The organism is Azospirillum agricola (assembly GCF_017876095.1).
Taxonomy (GTDB): Bacteria; Pseudomonadota; Alphaproteobacteria; order Azospirillales; family Azospirillaceae; genus Azospirillum; species Azospirillum agricola.
In genome coordinates this window covers 110,903-132,962 of the sequence record NZ_JAGINM010000012.1, presented here as the reverse complement: position 1 = coordinate 132,962, position 22,060 = coordinate 110,903, and the positions used below count along the sequence as shown (strand labels likewise).

At 69.6% G+C, this 22,060-nt stretch carries 21 protein-coding genes; 6 read left to right on the top strand and 15 right to left on the bottom strand.

Going from position 1 to position 22,060, the window contains the following annotated elements:
- Positions 1-7: 7 nt before the first annotated feature.
- The 8 genes from J2847_RS18935 to J2847_RS18900 all read right to left on the bottom strand — a co-directional run bounded on the left by J2847_RS18935 (position 8) and on the right by J2847_RS18900 (position 6,793).
- The gene (locus J2847_RS18935) at positions 8-787 is read right to left on the bottom strand and encodes an SDR family NAD(P)-dependent oxidoreductase (protein ID WP_209780433.1); all 780 of its coding nucleotides are present in this window, start codon (positions 785-787) and stop codon (positions 8-10) included.
- Positions 784-1,965, bottom strand: coding sequence for an AMP-binding protein (locus J2847_RS18930; protein WP_209780432.1), 1,182 nt, complete (start codon positions 1,963-1,965; stop codon positions 784-786). Before J2847_RS18930 ends, J2847_RS18935 begins: the two co-directional genes overlap by 4 nt.
- The gene (locus J2847_RS18925; protein ID WP_085554032.1) at positions 1,962-2,210 is read right to left on the bottom strand and encodes a hypothetical protein; all 249 of its coding nucleotides are present in this window, start codon (positions 2,208-2,210) and stop codon (positions 1,962-1,964) included. Before J2847_RS18925 ends, J2847_RS18930 begins: the two co-directional genes overlap by 4 nt.
- Positions 2,207-3,043 (bottom strand): alpha/beta fold hydrolase, encoded by an 837-nt coding sequence (locus J2847_RS18920; protein ID WP_209780431.1) that lies wholly within the window; start codon positions 3,041-3,043, stop codon positions 2,207-2,209. The genes J2847_RS18925 and J2847_RS18920 overlap by 4 nt, the downstream gene beginning before the upstream one ends.
- A 1-nt stretch (position 3,044) precedes the next feature.
- A complete protein-coding gene (locus J2847_RS18915; protein WP_209780430.1) occupies positions 3,045-3,278 on the bottom strand; it encodes a phosphopantetheine-binding protein in 234 nt (77 codons plus the stop codon).
- A 30-nt stretch (positions 3,279-3,308) separates the two neighbouring features.
- Positions 3,309-4,082 (bottom strand): cytidylyltransferase domain-containing protein, encoded by a 774-nt coding sequence (locus J2847_RS18910; RefSeq protein WP_209780429.1) that lies wholly within the window; start codon positions 4,080-4,082, stop codon positions 3,309-3,311.
- On the bottom strand, positions 4,079-5,152 hold the full coding sequence (pseI, locus tag J2847_RS18905) for a pseudaminic acid synthase (RefSeq protein ID WP_325169444.1): 1,074 nt from the start codon (positions 5,150-5,152) through the stop codon (positions 4,079-4,081). The genes J2847_RS18910 and pseI overlap by 4 nt, the downstream gene beginning before the upstream one ends.
- A gap of 63 nt (positions 5,153-5,215) precedes the next feature.
- Positions 5,216-6,793 carry a glycosyltransferase gene (locus J2847_RS18900; RefSeq protein ID WP_209780428.1) on the bottom strand — a complete coding sequence of 526 codons (1,578 nt, stop codon included), beginning with the start codon at positions 6,791-6,793 and terminating at the stop codon, positions 5,216-5,218.
- A 134-nt stretch (positions 6,794-6,927) separates the two neighbouring features.
- Between J2847_RS18900 and J2847_RS18895 the strand changes: the two genes are divergently transcribed.
- Complete coding sequence (locus J2847_RS18895) at positions 6,928-7,146, top strand: hypothetical protein (protein WP_085554037.1); 219 nt, start codon at positions 6,928-6,930, stop codon at positions 7,144-7,146.
- A gap of 40 nt (positions 7,147-7,186) precedes the next feature.
- On the opposite strand, the gene J2847_RS18890 is transcribed toward J2847_RS18895, so the two are convergent.
- Both J2847_RS18890 and J2847_RS18885 read right to left on the bottom strand, forming a co-directional pair.
- Entirely contained in the window at positions 7,187-8,479 is a 1,293-nt protein-coding gene (locus J2847_RS18890; RefSeq protein WP_085554038.1) for a pentapeptide repeat-containing protein, read from the bottom strand.
- 142 nt (positions 8,480-8,621) lie between these two features.
- The gene (locus J2847_RS18885; protein WP_209780427.1) at positions 8,622-10,781 is read right to left on the bottom strand and encodes a hybrid sensor histidine kinase/response regulator; all 2,160 of its coding nucleotides are present in this window, start codon (positions 10,779-10,781) and stop codon (positions 8,622-8,624) included.
- A gap of 470 nt (positions 10,782-11,251) precedes the next feature.
- On the opposite strand from J2847_RS18885, the gene glgX reads away from it, so the two are divergent.
- On the top strand, positions 11,252-13,552 hold the full coding sequence (gene glgX / locus J2847_RS18880) for a glycogen debranching protein GlgX (protein WP_325169443.1): 2,301 nt from the start codon (positions 11,252-11,254) through the stop codon (positions 13,550-13,552).
- On the opposite strand, the gene J2847_RS18875 is transcribed toward glgX, so the two are convergent.
- Positions 13,512-13,856: a hypothetical protein gene (locus J2847_RS18875; protein WP_209780426.1), complete on the bottom strand. Its 345-nt coding sequence runs from the start codon at positions 13,854-13,856 to the stop codon at positions 13,512-13,514. The genes glgX and J2847_RS18875 overlap by 41 nt on opposite strands.
- A gap of 18 nt (positions 13,857-13,874) precedes the next feature.
- Positions 13,875-14,204, bottom strand: coding sequence for a cyclic nucleotide-binding domain-containing protein (locus tag J2847_RS18870; protein WP_233474622.1), 330 nt, complete (start codon positions 14,202-14,204; stop codon positions 13,875-13,877).
- Positions 14,205-14,540: 336 nt separating this feature from the next.
- On the opposite strand from J2847_RS18870, the gene gpmA reads away from it, so the two are divergent.
- A complete protein-coding gene (gpmA, locus tag J2847_RS18865; protein ID WP_209780425.1) occupies positions 14,541-15,287 on the top strand; it encodes a 2,3-diphosphoglycerate-dependent phosphoglycerate mutase in 747 nt (248 codons plus the stop codon).
- Between the two features lie 43 nt (positions 15,288-15,330).
- Here the strand turns inward: gpmA and nirJ are convergent, their stop codons facing one another.
- The 3 genes from nirJ to J2847_RS18850 are packed head-to-tail and all read right to left on the bottom strand — an operon-like array spanning position 15,331 to position 18,046.
- Positions 15,331-16,518 (bottom strand): heme d1 biosynthesis radical SAM protein NirJ, encoded by a 1,188-nt coding sequence (nirJ, locus tag J2847_RS18860; protein WP_209780424.1) that lies wholly within the window; start codon positions 16,516-16,518, stop codon positions 15,331-15,333.
- Between the two features lie 40 nt (positions 16,519-16,558).
- Positions 16,559-17,332 (bottom strand): cyclic nucleotide-binding domain-containing protein, encoded by a 774-nt coding sequence (locus J2847_RS18855; protein WP_209780423.1) that lies wholly within the window; start codon positions 17,330-17,332, stop codon positions 16,559-16,561.
- A 3-nt stretch (positions 17,333-17,335) separates the two neighbouring features.
- Positions 17,336-18,046, bottom strand: coding sequence for a Crp/Fnr family transcriptional regulator (locus tag J2847_RS18850; RefSeq protein ID WP_209780422.1), 711 nt, complete (start codon positions 18,044-18,046; stop codon positions 17,336-17,338).
- Between the two features lie 211 nt (positions 18,047-18,257).
- On the opposite strand from J2847_RS18850, the gene J2847_RS18845 reads away from it, so the two are divergent.
- From J2847_RS18845 to J2847_RS18835, 3 genes are all read left to right on the top strand, one after another.
- Positions 18,258-19,898, top strand: coding sequence for a cytochrome D1 domain-containing protein (locus J2847_RS18845; RefSeq protein WP_209780421.1), 1,641 nt, complete (start codon positions 18,258-18,260; stop codon positions 19,896-19,898).
- 129 nt (positions 19,899-20,027) lie between these two features.
- Positions 20,028-21,683: a NapC/NirT family cytochrome c gene (locus J2847_RS34850; RefSeq protein ID WP_209780420.1), complete on the top strand. Its 1,656-nt coding sequence runs from the start codon at positions 20,028-20,030 to the stop codon at positions 21,681-21,683.
- 35 nt (positions 21,684-21,718) lie between these two features.
- On the top strand, positions 21,719-22,045 hold the full coding sequence (locus tag J2847_RS18835; protein WP_209780419.1) for a cupredoxin domain-containing protein: 327 nt from the start codon (positions 21,719-21,721) through the stop codon (positions 22,043-22,045).
- Positions 22,046-22,060: the final 15 nt, after the last annotated feature.

Genomic DNA, 22,060 nt, shown 5'->3' with positions numbered 1-22,060 from the left:
GGCGTCCTCAGCAGGTGATGCCGCCATCCACCGTGATGGTCTGGCCGGTGATGTAGGCGCCGCCGTCGCCCAGCAGGAAACGCACCGCCGGCACGATGTCGGCAACCTCACCCAGCCGGCCGAGCGGTGTCCGCCGCACGATCTGGTCGCGCTGTCCCGCCGACAGGGTTCCCGACATTTCCGTGGTCAGATAGCCCGGCGCGACCGAGTTGACCGTGACGCCCAGCCGGCCGACCTCGCGCGCCAGGGCGCGGGTCAGCCCGTCCAGCCCGGCCTTGGAGGCCGAATAGGCCGCCAGACCGACGTAGCCGCGCTGACCGATGATCGAGGAGATGTTGACGATCCGTCCACCGCCCTGCCCCGGACCCCGCCGCGTCAGCTTGGCGCGCAGGAAGGCGCGCGCGGTCTGGATGGCTCCGGTCAGGTTGGTCTGGATCACCTCGGCCGCGTCGATGTCGGGGAAGGTCGCGAGCACCCCTTCCCGCGCGATGCCGGCGTTGTTGACCAGCCCCCAGAGCGGTGAGGCGCCGCCCCAGGCCACGGCGGCGTCGAAGAAGGCGCGGACCTCGTCACCGTCGCCGATCCGGCAGGGGTGCCAGAGCAGGTCGGGACAGGACAGCCTCTCCAGCGCCTCGGAAGGCGACCGGCTGCAGGTGGAGACGCGGTAGCCCTCGGCCAGCAGCGCCTCCACCAGGCCGAGGCCGAGGCCGCGGCTGCCGCCGGTGACGACGACATGGCGCTTCGGCAGGGGGTTGGCGGTCGGGGGGTGGGGAGCGGATTTGATCATGACGGCCCCTTTCGGCTCTTCTTGCCGGCCACGCTCAGCGGGAGGCTGTCGGCAAAGCGTATCGCGCGCGGCCGGGCGGCGGGCACCAGGTCGGCGCAGGCGCCGCGCAGGGCGTCGCGCAGGGCTGCCTCATCGACGCCCGCGTCCGGCACCACGGTCGCGGTCAGCAGAAAGCCGGTGATCGGGCTGGCGACCGGCATGACCGCCGCGTCCGCCACCCCGGGGACGGCGAGAAGCCGCTGCTCCACCCGCTCCGGCGACACCTTCACCCCCCCGACATTGACGAGCCCGTCGAGGCGGCCGGCGAAGAGGACTCTCTCCCCCGTCACCTCCACCAGATCGCCGGTGTTCAGCCAGCCATCCCCGGTGCGGACTTCGGTGGAGGCGGCGACCATGGCGCGCGGGCCACGGACCTCAAGCACTCCCCCGCGGATGCGCAGGGCGGTCCCCTCGCGGCCGTCGACGAGCCATGCGGCGGGGAAACCCGCCTGCCCATCGGTCACGGCGAAGAGGGCACCCGCCTCGGTCGAGGCGTAGATATGGCGAATCCTCGCCGCCGGAAAACCTCTGCGCAACCGATCGAGAAGCGCCTGGTCCGCCGCTTCGCCCCCCAGCGTGATCGATCGCAGGGAGGGGAGATCGCCTCCGGCCGTCAGGAAGGCACGCCAGAAGCTTGGCGTGCCGCTGACATGGGTCACAGCATGCTGCCGTGCGGTGCGGGCGAGACCGGCGATCCCACCGCCCGGCGCGGCGGCGACCAGCAGAGCGCCCGCCGCGGCGGCGGTCAGGATCACTTGAAGGCCGGCGAAGGCCGCCGGCTCGTAGGTCAGGAGCCAGCGGGCCCCGGCATCATGCGGCGCGCGGATGCGGTTCCGCAAGATATTGAAATCATGCGTTATTCTTTTGGGAGTTCTGGTGGTGCCCGAACTTTCCAGGGTAACCGTGAAGCCCGGAGCCGGCACCCAATCCTCTCCGGGGCCGGCATGCCGTCGCAGCAGGAGACCGGCGTCGGCGCGCTGCGCAGCCGCCAACGCCGCGACGGTCAGCGACGTCCGATCCGCAAGCACGATCCCGCCAGCCGGAACCGGCAGGGAAACCAAGTCGCTCCAGCCGAAACAGGCCTCATCCTCGACCAGACGGAAGCCGGGATGGATCCAGGACGGCCGTTCCGCGGTCATGCCGGGACGGCGTAGAGCGCCGCCAACTCGCCGACCGTGGTGAAATGGCGGAGGCCGGCACGGAAGGGATCCCGCCCGGTGCGCTGCTCCAGCACCACCAGCAAGGTGGCGAGATCGAGCGAATCGATCGGCAGGCCGCCGTCCAGGAACACGCTGTCGGCGCGCAGTTCGGGCAGGACCTCGCCCTTGTCGGCGGCGATGCGGCCGAGTTCCTCGGCGATCAGGGCGAACATGCTGTCGGTCATCGGAAATCCGGCGGGGCGTCGCAAGAGGACAGAAAGGCCCGGATCGCGGCGGTCACCGGGCTGGCGGCTTCAGTATGGGGCAAATGGCCGGTGTTGTCGAAGATGTGGAACGGAGCACCGGGCGGCAGACGCTCGACCGGCGGCAAGGGAATGATCCGATCCTCGCGCCCCCAGAGAATCTGGATCGGCATCCGATAGCCGCTCCATTCCACCGGAGGGCCACCATCGGCATGCCCGGCGAAGGAGCGTTCGATGATCCGCTCCAAGACCCTGCGCCGAGCAGGATCGGCGCCCTGGGCGTGCAGAACCTCGCCGATGCGACCGGTCAGGGGGGATGGCCGGGCAAACAGCCGCTCGGCGCAGGCACGCCCCTCGAAAGCATCGGCGGGCGCGATGGCATGCCTCAGGAAGCCGAGATCGAACGGCGTTCCCAGGCCGGCGCTGGCCAGCAGGGTCAGGCTGGCGACCCGTTCCGGGACGCGCCGCGCCAACTCCCGCCCGACATAACCGCCCATCGAATGACCGATGATATGGAAGCGTGGAAGTTCAATGGCATCGGTGAATCGGATCAACCAAGGTACGAAGGAAAGAACATCCCCGTCGCCGACGTCGAGCGTCGAGGCGCCATGCCCCGGCAGATCGACCGCCACGGTGCGGCGATCGGCGGCCAGGGCCGACAGGTTGAACTGCCAGGTCAACCGGTCCCCCGCGAACCCATGGAGCAGCAGCACCGGCACGCCGCCCGATCCGGCCGACAGATAGCTGGCCGGACCACCCTCGATGCCGGCGACACCGCCGCGCAGGCGGCCTCCGCCGGCGACAGGACGCGGCATGTCAGGCCGTGACCGCCACGCCGGCCAGGGCCAGCAGGTCGGACACCGTCTTCGCCCGGGCCAGCTTCTCCCCCTCGACGACGATGTTCAACCGTTCGTCCACCAGGGCGATGAAGCTGATGACCGCCAGCGAATCCCAAGCTTCGAGGGATTCCAGAGTCTCGTCACCGGTCAGGGTGCCGGGCTCCAGTTCGAGCGTCTCATCGAGAGCGAGAAGGAACTCCTTACGGTCCATGAACATTCTCCTGTTTCTTGACGTCGTCGCTCAATGGAGCGTCTTTTGCCGGATGCTGCGGTTGATGTCCATCCAATCGGGATGCTCGGCCAGGATTTTGCAACAATCCTGCCAACCGAACCGGGGATTGACCGGGTACAGCCTTTCCAGCAGGCGGCGCACGAGGTCGTAGTCGGCGGCCTCGTCGACGCACCAGCGATACCCGCCGTGGGAGCCGCCGTGGGAGCCGCCCGCGGGAGCCAGCGGCACCCCCAGCCGGAAGCGGTCCGGACGGCGGTAGACATAGGGGGTGACATGCTCGCGCTCGTCCGGATCGGTGGCGAGGCGAGCCGCCTCGTCCAGCGCGGCGCGGGTCAGGATCTCGGCGTCGAGGCCACGCGGATGGAGGGTGACGTCGATCGACCGGTAGTCGATCGGCGGGGTCTCCTCCCGGCCCTTGAGAAAGGCGGCGACCAGGGCACCGATCAGGTCCGGGTCGATCAGCGGGCAGTCGGACGTGACGCGCACCACGATGTCGGCACCCGCCAAAGCCGCGGCACCGGCGAAGCGGCCCAGCACGTCCTGCTCATCCCCACGGAACACCGGCACGCCGAGCGCGCCGGCGCAGGCGACCAGCGGATCGTCGGTGGCGTTGACGGTGGTCGCCAGCATGACCGCGTCGAGTCCGGGGGTGCGCCGCAGCCGTTCGAGATGATGGACGAGCAGCGGCTTGCCGGCGGCCTCCAGCAACACCTTGCCCGGCAGCCGGGTGGAGGTCATGCGCGCCTGGGAAATGGCGACGATGCGCGGCCGGGCGGCGGTCATGGCGCGCCCTCCGGCACCGGGGCCAGCAGATCCCAGCGCAGCGGGGTGCCACGCGCCAGCGGCCGGGCGGCGCGGCGGCCGAGAACGGCGGGGAGATGCTTGGGCTCCAGCCCGAAGCCGGGCCGGATCGAGCGGACGTTGGCGGCGGTCAACGCCTCGCCGGCCGCGACGTCCTCCACCACATAGAGCGAACGGCGGTAGTTCCGCCCGCCGGCCTCGCTCGGCTCCACCCCGTAATGGACGCGGCCGAGGGCGGACCAGGCGGCGCGGACGGATTCGGCCATCGCCCGGAACTCGGCCGGCTCGAGGGAGAAGGCGCTGTCGACTCCGCCGTCGGCGCGCGACAGGGTGAAATGCTTCTCGATGACGGTGGCGCCCAACGCGGCGGCCGCGACCGGGACCGCGATCCCATGGGTGTGGTCGGACAGGCCGACGGTCACGCCGAACATCTCGGCCAGATGTGGGATGGTGCGGAGGTTGCAGTCCTCCGGCGGGGTCGGGTAACCGCTGACGCAATGCAGCAGCGCCAGGGGAACCCCGTCGGCCGCCTCGACCGCCTCGGCGATCTCCCCCAGCGTCGCCAGCCCGGTGGAGACGATCAGCGGCTTGCCCGAACGGGCGGCCCGGCGGATCAGGGCGTGGTCGATCAGCTCGAAGGAGGCGATCTTGAAGGCTGGAGCGTCGAGCCGCTCCAGCAACTCCACCGCCGTGTCGTCGAAGGGGGAACTGAAGACGGTCAGGCCAAGGGCACGAGCGCGGGCGAACAGCGGCTCGTGCCATTCCCAGGGCGTGTGCGCCTCCCGGTAGAGATCGTGCAGGGTCCGCCCGGCCCACAGCCCACCCTCCAGCCGGAAACCGGGGCCGTCATGGGCGATGGTGATCGTGTCGGCGGTGTAGGTTTGCAGCTTCACCGCGTCGGCACCGGCCGCCTTGGCGGCGTCGACCAGCGCCAGGGCGCGGCCGAGGTCGCCCTGGTGGTTGCCCGACATCTCCGCGATCAGATAGGGCGGATGGCCGGGACCGATCGGGCGTCCATCGATGATGAGGGGAACTGGTGCGGGAACTGGCACGGGGTGGGCTTTCGCGTCTGCGGTTTCGACAGGGACAGTGTCGCGCCAAAGGGTGAAGGAAGCTTAATTTCGACGTCCGGCGCGCAGCAGGGCGCGGGCCTCCTCCCCATAGGCCAGCAGCCGTTCGGCGCAACGGCGGCGGTCGCCGACCTCGGCGAAGCGTGCCCGCGCGGCCGACGCCGCGGCCTCGTGGGCGTCGGCATCGGCGAAGAGCGCGACGGCACGGGCAAGGTAGGAATCGCGGTCGGGGACGGTGAAGGCCGGGCCGGCGACGCTGGCGACGTCGCCCCAGGCGAAGCCGACCACCGGCACGCCCTCGGCCAGCGCGTAGCCTGCCCCGCCGCCGCCGCCCTGGCGGGCTGGGTTCAGGAAGGCGTGGCAGCGGCGGTAGAGCGCCCGGATGTCGGTCACATGCCCGAGGCTGCGGGTGCGGTCGCCGTTGCGCAGGCTGGCCAGGCGTCCGGGAAGGTCCCTCGCCTCGCCGACGAAGGCGACCAGCGCGTCCGGGCAGCGGTCGAGAATGTCGTCGATCAGCGCCAGGAAGTCGGGTGTCGCCTCCTGGTCGAGGCGGGTGCCGACCACGGCGAAGACGAAGGGCGCGCCGCCGATGCCGGGATCGCCCATGTCCCCCCGTGTCGGCGGCAGGGTGTAGCCGAAGGTGAAGGGGCGGAAGCGCCGGACGAAGGGCGCGCGGTAGAGCTCGGAGATCGACGCCGTGTAATCCTGCTCGTCGAATCCCAGCAGGATGTGCGCCAGCGAGATGGTCAGGCCGGAGGTGGTCGGGATGCACAGCACGGGCCGGGCGCCGGCCTCCGCGAACAGGTCGGCCACGATGTTGGAGCCGCCGAAGGAGACGATCAGGTCGGGATCGTACCCGTCCACCGCCTCGACGATCCCTTGCAGCTTGGCCTGGGAAAAGGCCCGCCCGGTGAAGGACGCGACCTTCACCCGGCGGCCGAACATCTCCATGGCGACGACGCCCTCGAGGTCTTCCGGCAGATGGAAGATCATCGGCGGCATGAAGAGGTTTTCGAGCCGGCTCGGCAGCGTGCAACTGTTGATGACGGCGACCTCCAGCCCCAACTCGTCCTGCAAGCGGCTGGCGAAGTCGAAACAGTCGCGGGTCGGCTGGTGTTGGTCGTTGATGAACTGGTTGGTGACCAGGGCCACCCGGCGGATCGGCCCGCCGCGCGGAGCGGCGGGCGGCGGCACCAGGGACCAGCGCCGGGCGATCAGCCGCACCATCGCCTCGTAGAAGCGGTAGAGGTCGCAGGCGACGAAGCTGGCCGTCTTGTCGCCCAGCGCCGATCCCAGGAAGAGCTGCCGCGACAGGCACCAGTAGGAATAATGCAGCAGGGCCGGATCAACGCCGTCGCCGCCGAGCAGCAGGTAATGCAGAATCCGTTCGTAGTGATAGAGATCGCCGGTCAGCAGGAACAGCACCGAGTGCAGCCGCACCGTGTCGTTGGTCGGCGCGTCGCGGCGCAGCCGCTCGGCCAGGGCCAGGCGGGTCGGCTGGTCGACCTCGCGCCGGATCGTCTCGCACAGGGCGGCGAAGCGGTTGATCTTGTCGGAATCGAAGTGCCGGTCGGACAGATACCCAACCAGAGCGTCGATCCGCGCCTCGACCGTGTCCGACATGACTCACCCTGGCCGTTGCGTGCGGATGCGGCCTTTGTACCGCCCGGAACCGCGCGCTTTCAAGGAAACCCGTTGCGCATCCGAGCGGATCGCGACACACTCATCATAACCATATTTTTACAGAGGTCTTTCCCGTGGCAGGATTCGACAGCGCCGCCGGCCCCGAAACCGTGGTGACCGGTTTGATCGAGAAGGCGGCCAAGGAACTGGACGCGCTGTCCGACGCGGCGGGAGACGTCGCGCCCGAGGTCGGCGATCTGGCGGAGATCCTGGTCGAGGCCCAGCGCATCGCCGACCGGGCGGCGCTGGACTTGCGGCGGCTGACCAAGAGGGTCGCGCGCGCCAAGGCGTGAGGCGGGCGGGCGGTGCCCGCCCCGAACCGCCGCCAAGCCCCTACAGCTTCAACCCGGCGACGCCGTCGAGGACGACGTCGGTCAGGGCGCGGCGTTCCAGTCTGGCCCCGAACAGCTTGGCGGCGCTGAAGTCGGCTTTCGCCAAGTCGCAGCCCATCAGGTTGGCGAAGGACAGGTCGGCCCCCGACAGGTTGGCGCCGCGCAGGCTGGATCCGCTGAAATCGGCGTAGCGCAGCCGGGCCCCCGACAGGTCGGCCGGGCGCGACCGATGCTCGTCGAACACCAGCGGGCGCAGGTTGACCCGTCGCAGGTCGGTGTTGTTCAGCTTGGCGCGCTTCAGGTTGATCCCGCGCAGGTCGCCCTCGGCCAGGATGGCCCCACGCAGGTCGGCGCTCTCCAGCACCGCCGCCTGCAACTGCACGCCCGTCAGGTCGAGCCCGTAGAGCGTCGCCCCCACCGCCCGCAGCATGGTCAGGCAGGCATGGGCCAGCGACGGCGCGTGGCGCAGGTCGAAGCCGGACAGATCGAGCGGCGTTCCCTGCGCCCCGCCCGATCCCACCCAGGCCATGTGGTCGGCCAGCAGCTCGTCGAGGCCGCGGCCCAGCTCCGCCACCACCCGGCCGACCGGCCTGTCGGTCAGGACATCCTCCATGTCGGCGTCGGCCAGTTCGGTCATGGTCATGGTGGCGCCGGTCAGCACCGCGCCGCGCAGGCAGGCGCCACGCAGATCCGCCCCCGACAGATCGGCCCCCTCCATGTTGGAGCCGGCGAAGTTCGCGCCGCGCATGGTCGCCCGCACCATCTTGCAGCCGCGCATCACCGCGTCGGAGAAGTCGGTGTGGATCGCCACGGCGCCGGACAGGCGGGCGTTGGTCAGGTTGGCGCCCGACAGGTCGGCGCCGTTCGCCTCGGCCGGATTCGTGTCGATCTGCACCATGCGCAGATGGCCGGAGCGGTCCTTTTCCGCCAGGGAGCCGTCGCGCAGGTCCGCCTCGAACAGGTTGGCGCCGATCAGGATCGCCCCGCGCAGACAGGCGCCGCGCAGGTCGGTCTTGATCAGGCTGGCGCGCTCCAGATTGGCCTGCCGCAGATCGGCGGCGAACAGCGCGGCGCAGTCGAGCCGGGTCCCCGACAGGTCGGCTCCGCGCAGGCTGGCCCCGACAAGGTCGGCGTGGGCCAGATCGCGCCCCGACAGATCCAGCCCCGACAGGTCGCAGAAGGACAGGCTGGCGCGGGCGCCGCCGATCCGCGCGTTGCGGAACATCTCGTGGCGCCGCACCGCGTTGTCGAGTTGCGTCTGGTCGAGGCGGGTGAGGGCGCGGTTCTGGGTCATCGGATGATCGCAGCGCAAGCGATGGCGGTGGAAACGGTCATGGCGGATGGGTGTCCATCAACAATCACAGCCTTCCCCCGCACCGCTTCAGAAATGGTTAATCATCCCCTGGCTTTTTCGTTCCCCGTCCGCTGACGCCCTTTCAGGCCGCCGTCTGCCGGTGCATGGTCCGGGCGCCGGACCGCTCGGCGATCACCGCCGCCAGGGCGCCGTGCAGCCGGTCGGGGGTGAAGGGCTTGTGCAGCAGGCGGCATCCCGTCGCCACCGCCTCGCGGATGCGCTCGGGCGCGGTGTCGCCGGTCAGGATGATGCCCGGAACGGCCTGTTCGAGAAGCTCGCCGACACGGGTCACCACCTGCACCCCGGTCAGGCGGCCGGGAAGCCGGAAATCGGTGACGATCAGGTCCGGCTTCTCCTCCGCGTCGCGCACCAGCGCCACTGCGGCCTCGCCATCGGCGGCCTCCATCACCCGGTGCCCCCAGCTTTCCAGCAGCAGCAGCATGCCGCTGCGCTGCACGGGGTCGTCCTCGACCACCAGGATCAGCCGCTCGGCGTCGGCCGGAGCCTCCCCGCCCTCCTCCGGAACGGCCGGCTCGGGCGCGCGCTCCGGGATGACGACCGGGGCGCTGACGGCGAAGACCGAGCCGATGCCGAAGCGCGACCGCACCTCCACCGCGTGGCCCAGCAGAGCGGCCTTGCGCCGCACCTTTGCCAGCCCCAGCCCCAGCCCCTGGCGCCGGTCGCGCTCCGGATTGCCGAGCTGGACGAAATCCTCGAAGATGTTGTCGAGCTGCTCGCTGGGAATGCCGGAGCCGGTGTCCCACACCTCGATCCGCAGCCATTGGCCATGGCGGCGGCAGCCGAGGGTCACCCGCCCGGACGGCGTGAAGGCCACCGCGTTGCGCACCAGATCGCGCAGCATCCGTGTCAGCATGGCGCGGTCGGTCCGCACGCTGAGCGCGCAGGGCATGACACGCAACCGCAACCCCTTCTCGGCCGCGGCGGTCCGGAATTCGCAGGCCACGTCGTTCAGGACCGCCGCCACCGGAACGTTGGCGATTTCCGGCCGCACCACCCCGGCGTCGAGCGTCGCCACCTCCAGCAGCGCGTGCAGAAGCTTCTCCCCGGCGTCCAGCGCCTCCCCCATCTTCTCGGCGATGGACCGGTCGCGGGGTTCCTTCAGACGTTCCATCAGCAGGTGATGGAACAGCCGCAGGGCCTGGAAGGGCTGGCGCAGGTCGTGGTTGGCCGCCGACAGGAAACGGCCCTTGGCCTGGTTCGCCCGCTCCTTCTCCTCCAGGGCGCGGATCAGCTTGTGGTTGACGGCGCGCAAATCGGCGGTGCGCTCCTCCACCCGCTGCTCCAGCCGGGCCTTGGAGTCGGTCAGGTCGCGGCGGACGGCGGCCTCGCGGCGCAGGCTGGTCAACCCGACCCAGGACAGGCCGAGCAGGGCGAGGAAGCCGGTCATCGCCACCGCGAGGCCACGCTGCAACCGCATGTTCCAGGGCGCAAGGACCGTGGCGCGCGGCACCGACACCGCCGAGACCACCGGAAGGTCGCGCATGCGCTTCAGCCCGAGGATCGACGCGCCGGCCTGCGCCGGCGGCGCGTCGCCGATCCGCCAATCCGTCTCCACCGCCTCGCCGCCGGGGACCAGCGGGGGCAGATGGCCGAGCGCCTCGGCACCGAAGCCGGCCAGCCGGGTGCCGTCGGGCCGGAACAGGCCGGCCGACCGTTGCAGCCCGTCGCCGAAGGCGTTGAGCACCGGCGTGAGCGCCGCGACCGGAACCCCGGCCAGGACCGCGCCGTCGAGCGAGCCGTCGGCCCGGTAGAGGCGGCGGATCAGCAGGATGACGCGCTCATCCCCGGCCAACCCTGCCGACACCAGCGTGCTCCGGCGGCGGCTCGTCTCGGTCCCCTCCGACAGCCCGCCGAAGCCGTCGCCGTCGAAGGTCACCGCCGACCCGAAGACCACGCGGCCGGACGCGTCGAGGATCGACAGGCTGTTCGGTCCGGACGCCGCCAGCGCGTCGTCCAGCCCGCTCTCCGCCCAGCGCGCCAGCCCGTCCCGCTCGATCCGGCTGACGATCGGGACCAGCGCCGCCGATCCGCCTTCCAGCACCGCCTGGGCATGGCCGTCGAGCAGCGCGGCCGCCTGCCGGGAATCGCGCTCCGCCCGCTCGATCGTGTCGTCGTAGTCGAGAACGGTCACGGCGCCCCAGGCCATGGCCCCCAGCAGGCCCAGCGCGACGATCACGCTGGCCAGGACGGTCTTGGGAGTGGCGATGGAGGGAAGGGGCATGGGCTGCGGGGGTGGAGCGGCGAAGAAGGACACCGGCGGCGGGGCCGGCGCACGGATGGAAAGCGGCGGGCCCGCCGGATCAGGCCGGCCTGCCGGGCACACCGTCACCACGGACGGTCACGCCATCTTCGGTTGCGGTTTCTGTCGTGGGCGAAGGCGCTGGGGGCGGGGCCGATGTGAGCAAATTCCAATCCTCGGTGGCGACACAACCATGGGGTGGGGGTTCGGAAACACCAGCGCTGCCGCATACGTCATTCCCAAAGGCATGACAGGCTGGCCTATCCGAAATTTCGCGCCGACAATCCCGGCCGCCGACACTTTCTTTCTTCACCACTATCTCTATTTGTGAGAACAGTCATAACACACAAACGCATCAGGCGCGACTGACCTTGACGACTATGACCATGCTCATAACGTCGCCTCTCCCTTAGAGGAATACCGGCGGCGCGGGAATCCGGTTCGGCAATATCGTGAGGCGCGTTTTGAAGAACTTCGCCGTTGCCCCGCAAACATTCGGCCGTTCGCGTGTCCGGGAGGGGCTGCCCTACCCCCTCGGGGCGACGTGGGACGGGCTGGGGGTCAATTTCGCCCTGTTCTCCGCCCACGCCACCAAGGTCGAGCTGTGCCTGTTCGACCCGGAGGGGCGGCGCGAGCTGGAGCGCATCCCCCTCCCCGAATACACCGACGAGGTGTGGCACGGCTACCTTCCCGACGCCCGGCCGGGCACCATCTACGGCTACCGGGTCCACGGCCCCTACGATCCGCAGGCCGGGCACCGCTTCAACCCGCACAAGCTGCTGCTCGATCCCTACGCCAAGCATCTGATCGGCCCGCTGCGCTGGTCGGACGCCCATTTCGGCTACCGGGTCGGCTCGCCGCGCGGCGACCTGTCCTTCGACCGGCGCGACAGCGCGCCGGGCATGCCGAAATGCGTGGTGATCGACCCGGCCTTCACCTGGGGCGGCGACCGCCCGCCCGCCATTCCCTGGGACCGCACGATCATCTACGAGGCGCATGTCCGCGGCTACACCATGCGCCATCCCGCCGTGCCGCCGCAGCATCGCGGCAGCTTCGCCGGGCTGGCGGTGCCGGAGGTGGTCGACTACATCCGCTCGCTCGGGGTGACGGCGGTGGAACTTCTGCCCGCACACGCCTTCGTCGACGACCGCGGCCTGCTGGAACGGGGACTGCGCAACTACTGGGGCTACAATTCCATCTCCTTCTTCGCGCCCGACCCGCGCTATCTCGGCACCGGGCGGATCTACGAGTTCAAGGAGATGGTCGCGCGCTTCCACGAGGCCGGGATCGAGGTGCTGCTCGACGTCGTCCACAACCACACGGCCGAGGGCAACGAGCTGGGGCCGACCCTGTCCTTCAAGGGCATCGACAACGCCTCCTATTACCGGCTGGCCCCGGATCCGCGCTACTACATCAACGACACCGGCACCGGGAACACGCTGAATCTCAGCCACCCGCGCGTGTTGCAGATGGTCACCGATTCCCTGCGCTACTGGGTGACCGAGATGCATGTCGACGGGTTCCGCTTCGATCTGGCGACGATCCTCGGGCGCGAGGCCCAGGGGTTCGACGAGGGCGGCGGCTTCCTCGACAGCTGCCGGCAGGATCCGGTGCTGTCGCGGGTCAAGCTGATCGCCGAGCCGTGGGACTGCGGCCCCGGCGGCTATCAGGTCGGCGGCTTCCCGCCGGGCTGGGCGGAATGGAACGACAAGTTCCGCGACACCGTGCGCGCCTATTGGAAGGGCGACGAGGGGAAGCTGCCCGAACTCGCCACCCGGCTGACCGCCAGCGCCGACCTGTTCAACCGGCGCGGCCGCCGCCCCTGGGCCAGCGTCAACTTCGTCACCGCGCATGACGGCTTCACGCTCGCCGACCTCGTTTCCTACAACGACAAGCACAACGCCGCCAACGGCGAGGGCAACCGCGACGGCCATTCCCACAACCTGTCCTGGAACCATGGGGTCGAAGGACCGGCCGACGATCCCGACATCATCGCGTTGCGCGAGCGCCAGAAGCGCAACCTGCTGGCGACGCTGCTGCTGTCGCAGGGCACGCCGATGCTGCTGGCCGGCGACGAGTTCGGCCGCAGCCAGCGCGGCAACAACAACGCCTATTGCCAGGACAACGACGTCAGCTGGATCGACTGGGAGGGAATCGACGAGGACGGCCAGGCGATGATCGGCTTCGTCCGCCGGGTCGTGGCGCTGCGGCAGAGCCATCCGCTGCTGCGCCGGGGCCGCTTTCTGACCGGCGCCATGAATCCGGAGATGGAGGTCAAGGACGTCGCCTGGATCACCCCCGCCGGCACCGAGAAGACGACCGAGCAATGGCTGGATCCGATGGCCCGCTGCCTGGGCATGCTGCTGGACGGCCGGGCGCAGGCGACCGGGGTCCGCCGGGCACCGTCCGACGCGACGCTGCTGCTGATCGTCAACGCCCACCACGAGGCGGTTCCCTTCACCCTGCCCGCCGTGGTCGGCGGCAGCCAGTGGCTGCGCCTGCTCGACACCGCCGAACCGGACCGGCTCGGCGTGGCGATGGACCGCAGCGGCGACGCGATCTCCGTCGGCGGGCGGTCCCTGCTGCTGCTGGAACTGATGCCCGACCGGCGGTCGGAAGCGGCGCTGAGGACGGCCATGAAGGCGGTGCGCCCCGCCTCTCCTCCGGTCCTCCCGGCCACCGCTCCGGAATCGACTCCGGCCGCCGCCCCGGTCAGGGCGGCGGGGCCGTCGTCGCGGTTTCTCCGCGAATGATCAGGTAGATTCCGTCTTCGCCATTGTCGAGATCCTTCACCGCGTCGCGCGGAATCGGGATTTTCTGGCGGCGGCAGAACAGCAGCAGCAAGGCCAGCGTCTTGCTGGCCGTGAAGGCGATCTCGCGCCCCTTCGAGGCGCCGCTCTGCTGGATGGTCACCACCAAGCTGCCGCCGGGCTTGGGCGTCACCATCGTGACGACGCCAAGCGGCAGGTCTGGCTGGTTGGGGACCTTCTGGTACCAGGCGATGGCTTTTTTCAGGGCCGAATTGGTGAAGAACAGTTCTCTGGTCTCGACGATCATTCAATCCCTGGCCAACACTCAGGCCCGGCCGCCCTCCAGTCCCGGATTCAGCCGGAACGTGATCGCCCGACCCAGTTTGGATTCCCGCAGAAGGATCTGCTTGGTCTCCAGCAGCTTGATCGCCCGGTTCACATTCGGGCGCTGCATGCCCAGCGCGTCAGCCAGCTCGGACTGGAGCACCGGAACGGATCGGTCGAAATGGAGCCTCCGGCTCAGATAGGTGAACACACGAAGCGCCTCCAGAGTGATTTCCCGATCGGTCGATACGGTTCTGGAGAGGAAGTCATGATGATGCAGCATCGCGGCCTCGGAACGCAAGGTTGTGTGATGGGGGCTGGGTTCGATCAACGCAGGTCCGGTCCGTCGCGACCCGGACGCGCGGATCGGAGACGGGCGGATCGGCACGGCGGCGCACGCAGCGGCGCGGGACAGGTTGCACGGTTGACGTCCACCCTCCCCTCCTTCGGCATGCGCCTGTATCGATTGCGATTTCGGACAAAAGGAAGGTTATCGTCCGATTGTTGTCCGAGTGTGTCGGCGCTGTTTCGTGATTGACACAATGACTGTCTGGACGCGCAATCTTCCGGCCGGTTTGTCATCTTGACCGCAACCGTCCGTGACAGGAGGGAACCCGGCGCCCTTCCCGCCGTTGCCGATGGGGACGGATTGCAGGGGAGAACCGGCATGCATCGCCTGATTCTGCTGCGGCACGGGCAAAGCGTCTGGAACGCCGAGAATCGATTCACCGGCTGGACCGACGTCGGCCTGACCGAAAAGGGAATGGCCGAGAACCGCCGCGCCGCCGAGCGGCTGAAGGCCGCCGGGGTGGACGTCGACGTCGGCTTCACCTCGGTGCAGTCGCGCGCCATCGAGACGCTGCACGCCGTGCTGCGCGAGATGGACCGGCTGTGGCTGCCGGTTCACAAGCACTGGCGGCTCAACGAGCGCCATTACGGCGCGCTCCAGGGGCTGAACAAGGCCGAGACGGCGGGGCGCCACAGCCCGGAGCAGGTGTTCCAGTGGCGGCGGAGCTGGGACGTGCCGCCGCCGCCGATCGAACCGGACGATCCGCGCGCCGCGGTGTCCGACCGCCGCTACGCCGGAATCGCCAAGTCGAACCTGCCGCGCGGCGAGAGCCTGAAGGATTGCACCGCGCGGGTCATCCCCTTCTGGCGGGAGGGGATCGAGCCGGCCCTGCGGCTGGGCGCCCGCGTGCTGGTCGCGGCACACGGCAACAGCCTGCGCGGCCTCGTCAAGCACCTGGACAATGTGGCCGACCAGGACATCCCGCTGTTCGAGATCCCGACCGGCCAGCCGCTGGTCTACGAGCTGGGCGCCGACCTGACGCCGCTGCGCCGCTATTTCCTCGGCGAGGATGGCGCGGTCGAGGAGATCACCTGGCCCGGACGGAGCGACAGCGCGGCGGCGTGAGGGAGACGGCAACGGAAGGCGCGGAACGGGCCGGAGCGGTTCCTCAGGCCGGAAGGCGCATGTCCGCTCCGGCGTCCGCCATTCCGGTTTCCGCCTCGGTCAGGTAGCAGCCGGGATCCTCGGCCCAGGGATCGCCGGTCAGCTTCTCGGCCCGCACGCGGGTGTTGCCGTTGCAGATCGCCAGGAATCGGCACCCGGCGCAGCGTCCGCCGACCGGGCGGGGACGCTGCTTCAGCCCGGCCAGGATGGGGTCGGACCGGTCCTCCCAGATGTCCGCGAAGGAGCGCCCGCGGATGTTGCCCAGCGTGTGGTGCCCCCACATCGTGTCGGGGTGGACGTCGCCCCGGCTGTCGATGTTGGCGATGCCGACCCCCGATGCGTTGCCGCCCCAGCGGACCAGCCGACGCTCCAGCGCGGCGCGGCGCTCCGGGAAGCGCCGCGCCGCCCACATCAGGAGATGGGCGCCGTCCGCGTCGTTGTTGCCGGTCACGATCTCGCGCGGCCGTCCGGCGCGCGCGTCGGCCAGCGCCGCTTCGAACAGCCGCTCCATGGCGGCGCGGGTGGTCCGCCTCATCGCGTCCATGCGGCGGTGCGCGTTGCCGCGCCCGGCGTAGTTCAGGTGGGACAGGTAGAACTTGTCGATCCGTTCCCTTTCCATGAGGGCGAGAAGCGCCGGCAGGTCGGCGGCCGTCTGCTCGGTCAGCGTCAGGCGCAGCCCGACCCGCAACCCGGCGTCACGGCACAGGCGAATGCCGCGCAGCGCCTCGTCGAAGGCGCCGGCGCGCCGGCGGAAACGGTCGTGCGTGGGGGCGAGCCCGTCCAGGCTGACGCCGACGTAATCGTAGCCGGCGGCGGCGATGGCGCCGATCCGGGTCGCGTCGATCAGCGTGCCGTTGCTCGACAGCCCGACATAGAAGCCCAGCTCCTTGGCCCGCCGCGTGATGTCGAACAGGTCCGGCCGCATCAGCGGCTCGCCGCCCGACAGGATCAGCACCGACACGCCGGACGCCTTCAGGTCGTCGAGGACGCGGAACGCCTCGGCGGTCGACAGCTCGCCGGGGAAGTCGTGATCGGCCGAGAAGGAGTAGCAGTGCAGGCAGGACAGGTTGCAGCGCCGCACGAGGTTCCAGATGACCACGGGTCCCGGTGCCGCGGCCGGACGTTTCGCCGGCTCCACCGGCTCCGTCGGCGGGGCGACGAGCGTGCGCATGAAATGGCTGAGACGGAACATCGGGCGGGTCCTTGCGGTGGCGGCGGGCCGGAAACGGGCGTCACGCGCCGGGCGGCGGGGTGCAGAGCGCGTGCAGGCGGGCGACGTCCTCGACCCGCACGGTGCGGCCCCGCGTGTGCACGCCGAACTCGCGCAGGCGCGCCAGCACGCGGGACAGTGTTTCCGGCTCCATGCCGAGGCGGCTGGCGATGACCAGCTTCTTCATCGGCAGGATCACGACCGTCTCGCCGCTCACCTGCGGGGTGAGGGAGACGAGCAGTTCGGCGACCCGCTCCAGCGGGCTGCGGCTGCACAGCCGGCGCACCTCCCCGGCGAGCCGCCGCTCCCAGTGCAGCAGCGAGCCCAGCATGCGGCGGGCCACGGCCGGGTTGGCGCGCAGGCCGGCGAGGAAGCCGCGCGCGCCGACGCGCAGCAGCGCCGCCTTCTCCACCACCTCGGCGGCGATCGGGTAGACCCCGGCGAAGATGGCGGCTTCCGCGAAGGTCGACACCGGCTCGACGGTCTCGACGATGCTCTCGCGGCCGTTCTCGGTCAGGGCGAACAGCTTCACTTGGCCGCTCAGCACGATGAAGAAGGCGTCGGCCGGATCGCCGGCCTGGAACAGCAGGCTGTGGCGCGGGTGGAATTCCGCCGGGCTGTTGCCCAGCAGCGTGCAGATGACGTCCGGCTCCAGGCTCTCGAACAGCGGCAGGTGGCGGATGGCCGTCAGGTCGAGGCCGCGGCGGCACAGGCGGCCGCGGCACCGGATGGGCAGGCGGACCGGTTCCGGGCCGCCGCCGGTGTCGGCGCACAGACGGGCGAGGACGCAAGACATGGTTCAGTCATCCCACGGGTCGTTGCTGGACTGCCAGAAGCGGCGCAGGGCCTCCATGTCGTCGATGTCGACGTCGTCGAGACGGCCGGAATGCACGCCTTGCGGGCGCAGCTTCGCGAAGGCGCGCGACAGGCTCTCCGGCTTCATCCCCAGCCGTTCGGCCAGGAACTGCTTTTCGCAGGGAAGCACGATGTGGACCCGGCCCTGCCGGTCCCCGGCCAGCCTGACCAGATAGCCGGCGAGGCGCCGGGTGGTGGATTGCAGCTTCAGTTCGGTGATTTCGAGGATCAGGCCGCGCAGCCGGGCCGCGGCGCCGGCCATCATCGCCTGCACCACCTCGAAACGGTCCTGGAGATGGGCGAAGAACGGCTCCGCCTGGATGGCGACGGCGGAGACCGGCACCAGGGCGAAGGCGCCCGTCGCGTGCCGCCCGCAGTCGAGCACCGCCTCCTCGCCGACCAGATGGCCCGGGCCGACGATGTCGAGGACGTTGGAGCAGGTGCCGTTCTCGGCCGTGGTCAGCCCGACGGTTCCGCTCAGCACGAGGTAGAAGGCGACGGCCGGCTGCCCGCGCAGGAACAGCGGGCTGCCCTGGCCGAACGCCTGCTCGCGGCTGTAGGTCAGGAGATGCGCGCGGTCGGCGTCCGACAGCTGCCCGAGCACGGGGCTGTCGGCGATGGTCCGCGCGAGCGCGCTGTCCATGTCGGTGTCCATGTCGGCACCCGGCTCGCCTCGTAGGGGTTGGCTCACCCGACACTAACGGGCCGTTCCCGCCAAATACTTGACTGTGGTCAAGTCTACGATTTCAGGCTGCGGCAACTCACCTCATGTGCGGTCCGGCCAGTCTTGACCGGCGTCAAGTTTTTGAAGACCACCCCCGGTTCAGTCTCGCCACCTGGGTTTTCTCACGCTGGGGGATGTTTTCATGAAAAAGAGCAGCACGGCTCTTTGGGCCGCGGCAATAACGCTGCCGGCGTTGCTGGGATTCGCGCCGATTTCCGCTTCGGCTCAAACGGCGGAACCGACGCTTTCAAAGGAAGACAAGGAGGCCAGCGCCAAGATTTACTTCGAGCGCTGCGCCGGTTGCCACGGCGTGCTGCGCAAGGGCGCCACTGGCAAGAACCTGGAGCCGGAGGCGACCCGCAAGCTCGGCCAGCCGCGCCTGGAGAAGATCCTGGGGCTTGGAACCGAAGGCGGCATGCCGAACTTCGACGACATCCTGAGCAAGGATGAGCTGAAGAACATGGCCACCTACATCCAGATGACGCCCGACACGCCCCCGGAATGGGGCATGAAGGAGATGAAGGCGTCCTGGAAGCTGGGCGTGGCGCCGGACAAGCGCCCCACCAGGCAGATGAACGCCGTCAACCTGAACAACGTCTTCTCGGTGACGCTGCGCGACAGCGGCGAGGTGGCGCTGATCGACGGCGACACCAAGAAGATCTGGACCATCATCAAGACCGGCTACGCGGTGCACATCTCGCGCATGTCGGCGTCGGGCCGCTACATCTACGTGATCGGCCGCGACGGCAAGCTCGACATGATCGACCTGTGGATGGAGACGCCGGCCGTCGTCGCCACCATCAAGACCGGCCTCGACGCCCGTTCGGTCGACACCTCGAAGTTCAAGGGCTACGAGGACAAATACGCCATCGCCGGCTCCTACTGGCCGCCGCAGTACGTGATCATGGACGGCCAGACGCTGGAGCCGCTGAAGATCGTCTCCACCCGTGGCCTGACCGTCGACGGCGCCTACCATCCGGAGCCGCGCGTCGCCTCCATCGTCTCCTCGCTGATCAAGCCCGAATGGGTCGTCACCGTCAAGGAGACCGGGCTGGTCAAGCTGGTCGACTACACCGACGTCAAGAACCTGAAGGAAACGACCATCGAGTCGGCCAAGTTCCTGCACGACGGCGGCTGGGACGCGTCCAAGCGCTACTTCATGGTCGCCGCCAACGCGTCCGACAAGGTGGCGGTGATCGACACCAAGGACGGCAAGCTGGCGGCCCTGGTCGACACCAAGCCGAAGCCCCATCCGGGCCGTGGCGCCAACTTCGTGCATCCGAAGTTCGGACCGGTGTGGGCCACCTCGCATCTCGGTTCCGACGTCGTCACGCTGATCGGCACCGACCCGGAGAAGCACAAGGACAGCGCCTGGAAGGTCGTCGCCGAGCTGAAGAACCACGGGGCCGGGTCGCTGTTCGTCAAGACCCACCCGAAATCGTCCAACCTGTGGGCCGACGCGCCGCTCCACCCGGACCGCGACATGGCGGAATCGGTGTCGGTCTTCGACATCGCCAACCTGGACAAGCCGGCGGAGATCATCAACGTCGCCAAGATGGCCGGCCTGCCGGAGACCAAGGCGATCCAGCGCGTCGTCCACGCCGAGTACAACGAGAAGGGCGACGAGGTCTGGTTCTCCATCTGGGCGGGCAAGACCGATCCGTCCGCCATCGTCATCATCGACGACAAGACCCGCAAGATGAAGAACGTGATCAAGGATCCCAAGCTGATCACGCCGACCGGCAAGTTCAACGTGCTGAACACCCAGCACGACATCTACTGAGCCTGGCCGGACGCCGTTCGATGCCGTTGGGGGGAGCTTCCGCCGCCCGGTCTTGGGGGGCCGGCGGCGGGGGCTCCCTCGGCCGGGGGGGCCGTTTCGCCCACCCCGCTTTTTGGAAAGGACCGTGAGATGACGGGGGCGGGGGTCTGGGGACTGCTCCGGCGGGTGCGCATTCTGGGCGCGACGCTGGTCGGGGCGGGGGTGATCTTCGTGGCGGGCATCGTCTTCTGGGGCGGCTTCAACACCGCGATGGAAGCGACCAACCAGATGGATTTCTGCGTCTCGTGCCACGAGATGCGCGACAACGTCTATCAGGAATACAAGCAGACCATCCATTACGAGAACCGCACGGGCGTGCGCGCCACCTGTCCCGACTGCCATGTGCCGAAGGACTGGACGCACAAGATCCTGCGCAAGATCCAGGCCTCCAACGAGGTCTACCACTGGCTGCTCGGCTCGGTCGACACGCCCGAGAAGTTCGACGCCAAGCGCCTGGAGCTGGCTCGCCACGAATGGGCGCGCTTCAAGGCCAACGATTCGCTGGAATGCCGCAACTGCCACAGCTTCGAGGGCATGGCGCCCGCCAAGCAGAAGCAGCGCGCCCAGAAGCAGCACGAGATGGCCAGGGCCGACGGCATGACCTGCATCGACTGCCACAAGGGCATCGCGCACAAGCCGGTCCACCACGATCTCGACGAGAACGGCAATCCCAAGCCGGAGGCCCCGAAGGTCGCGTCCATCCTGCCTGTTTCTGCCGCGGCCCCGGCGGCTTCCGCCGCTCCGGTTCCGGCCCCCGCCCCGGTGGCGGCCGCTCCGGCCCCGGTTCCGGCTGCGACACAGGCTCCGGCCGCCGCCACGGCCGCCGCCGCCTCGGCGGCACCCGCCTCCGCCATCGACTGGAGCCGGGTGGCGGAGAAAAAGGTGACTCTGTTCTATCCCGGCCAGACCGGCTTCGAATGGATCCTCAACGGTCCCGACCATGGCGGCGCGCGCGGCTTCAAGAAGGGCGAGCAGTGCTCGGGCTGCCACGAGGGCGAGCAGGCCGACATGGGGGCGAAGATGGCGTCCGGCCAGAAGGCCGAGACGACGCCGATCCCCGGCAAGCCGGCCTTCATCCCGATGACCGTCCAGGCGGCGCATGACGGCACCAACCTGACGCTGCGCTTCCGCTGGCCGGCCAGCCCGCACACCCCGGCGCCCTTCGTCGAGGGCGGCAGGATGGACCCGGAGAATCCGGTGAAGCTCGCCATGCTGATCGACCAGGGCAAGGTGCAGGACGCCGACCGCTCGGGCTGCTGGAGCACCTGCCACATGGACGCCCGCTCGATGCCCGACGCGCCGGCCGGCGGCGGCGTCACCAAGTACCTGCCGCAGACCCGCACCGCCATCGAGCTGAAGTCCCCGCCGCGCGGCGGCGCCGACAAGGTGAAGCCGGCCGACGAGCTGAAGGCCCTGCTCGACCAGGGCGTGTTCCTGGACCTGCTGCGCTGGAAGTCCGGCAGCAACGCCGTCGAGGACGGCTACGTGTCGTCGGAGCGCGTGATGAGCGGCGGACAGGGCGCCACCGGCAACGGCGTGCTGGCGGACGGGTTCTGGACGGTGGAGCTGGTGCGCAAGCTGGTCTCCGACCGGCCGGGCGACGTCTCGATCGAGCCGGGCAAGCTCTACACCATCGGCTTCGCCATCCACGACGACCACACCAGCGCCCGGTTCCACCATGTGTCGATCGACTACAAGCTGGGCCTCGACAGCCCGGACGCCGCCATCAACGCCGTGCGCCAGTGACCGGCGGCACAGTGACCGGCGGCAAGGAGGGCATCATGAACCGCATCGCGTTTGGTCCCGCCCTGCTGCTCGGGTTCGCCGCCGCCTTCTCCAGCGGGACGGCGCTGGCCGAGACGGTGGCCGTGCGCATCGACAAGGGTGCCTTCGAGCCGGCGGTGATCACGATCAAGCCGGGCGACACCGTCGTCTGGCTGAACACCGAGAAACGCACCAGCCATGACGTGGTGTTCGAGGACGGCGTCCGCTCCGAACGGCTGATGCCGGACGACGTCTTCGAACGGCGCTTCGACACGGCCGGACGCCATTCCTACCGCTGCACCCCGCACCCGCGGATGACGGGCGAGGTGGTGGTCGAACCCTGACAGGACGAGCAACCC

What these genes read in the sequence shown, in the direction of transcription:
- J2847_RS18930 (WP_209780432.1), bottom strand. Translation starts at nt 1,965, where the DNA reads ATGACCGCGGAACGGCCGTCCTGGATCCATCCCGGCTTCCGTCTGGTC.
- J2847_RS18925 (WP_085554032.1), bottom strand. Translation starts at nt 2,210, where the DNA reads ATGACCGACAGCATGTTCGCCCTGATCGCCGAGGAACTCGGCCGCATC.
- nirJ (WP_209780424.1), bottom strand. Translation starts at nt 16,518, where the DNA reads ATGTTCCGTCTCAGCCATTTCATGCGCACGCTCGTCGCCCCGCCGACG.
- J2847_RS18890 (WP_085554038.1), bottom strand. Translation starts at nt 8,479, where the DNA reads ATGACCCAGAACCGCGCCCTCACCCGCCTCGACCAGACGCAACTCGAC.
- J2847_RS18910 (WP_209780429.1), bottom strand. Translation starts at nt 4,082, where the DNA reads ATGACCGCCGCCCGGCCGCGCATCGTCGCCATTTCCCAGGCGCGCATG.
- J2847_RS18915 (WP_209780430.1), bottom strand. Translation starts at nt 3,278, where the DNA reads ATGGACCGTAAGGAGTTCCTTCTCGCTCTCGATGAGACGCTCGAACTG.
- J2847_RS34850 (WP_209780420.1), top strand. Translation starts at nt 20,028, where the DNA reads ATGACGGGGGCGGGGGTCTGGGGACTGCTCCGGCGGGTGCGCATTCTG.
- J2847_RS18900 (WP_209780428.1), bottom strand. Translation starts at nt 6,793, where the DNA reads ATGTCGGACACGGTCGAGGCGCGGATCGACGCTCTGGTTGGGTATCTG.
- J2847_RS18935 (WP_209780433.1), bottom strand. Translation starts at nt 787, where the DNA reads ATGATCAAATCCGCTCCCCACCCCCCGACCGCCAACCCCCTGCCGAAG.
- J2847_RS18920 (WP_209780431.1), bottom strand. Translation starts at nt 3,043, where the DNA reads ATGCCGCGTCCTGTCGCCGGCGGAGGCCGCCTGCGCGGCGGTGTCGCC.
- gpmA (WP_209780425.1), top strand. Translation starts at nt 14,541, where the DNA reads ATGCATCGCCTGATTCTGCTGCGGCACGGGCAAAGCGTCTGGAACGCC.
- J2847_RS18875 (WP_209780426.1), bottom strand. Translation starts at nt 13,856, where the DNA reads ATGATCGTCGAGACCAGAGAACTGTTCTTCACCAATTCGGCCCTGAAA.
- J2847_RS18855 (WP_209780423.1), bottom strand. Translation starts at nt 17,332, where the DNA reads ATGTCTTGCGTCCTCGCCCGTCTGTGCGCCGACACCGGCGGCGGCCCG.
- J2847_RS18835 (WP_209780419.1), top strand. Translation starts at nt 21,719, where the DNA reads ATGAACCGCATCGCGTTTGGTCCCGCCCTGCTGCTCGGGTTCGCCGCC.
- J2847_RS18845 (WP_209780421.1), top strand. Translation starts at nt 18,258, where the DNA reads ATGAAAAAGAGCAGCACGGCTCTTTGGGCCGCGGCAATAACGCTGCCG.
- J2847_RS18885 (WP_209780427.1), bottom strand. Translation starts at nt 10,781, where the DNA reads ATGCCCCTTCCCTCCATCGCCACTCCCAAGACCGTCCTGGCCAGCGTG.
- J2847_RS18850 (WP_209780422.1), bottom strand. Translation starts at nt 18,046, where the DNA reads ATGGACACCGACATGGACAGCGCGCTCGCGCGGACCATCGCCGACAGC.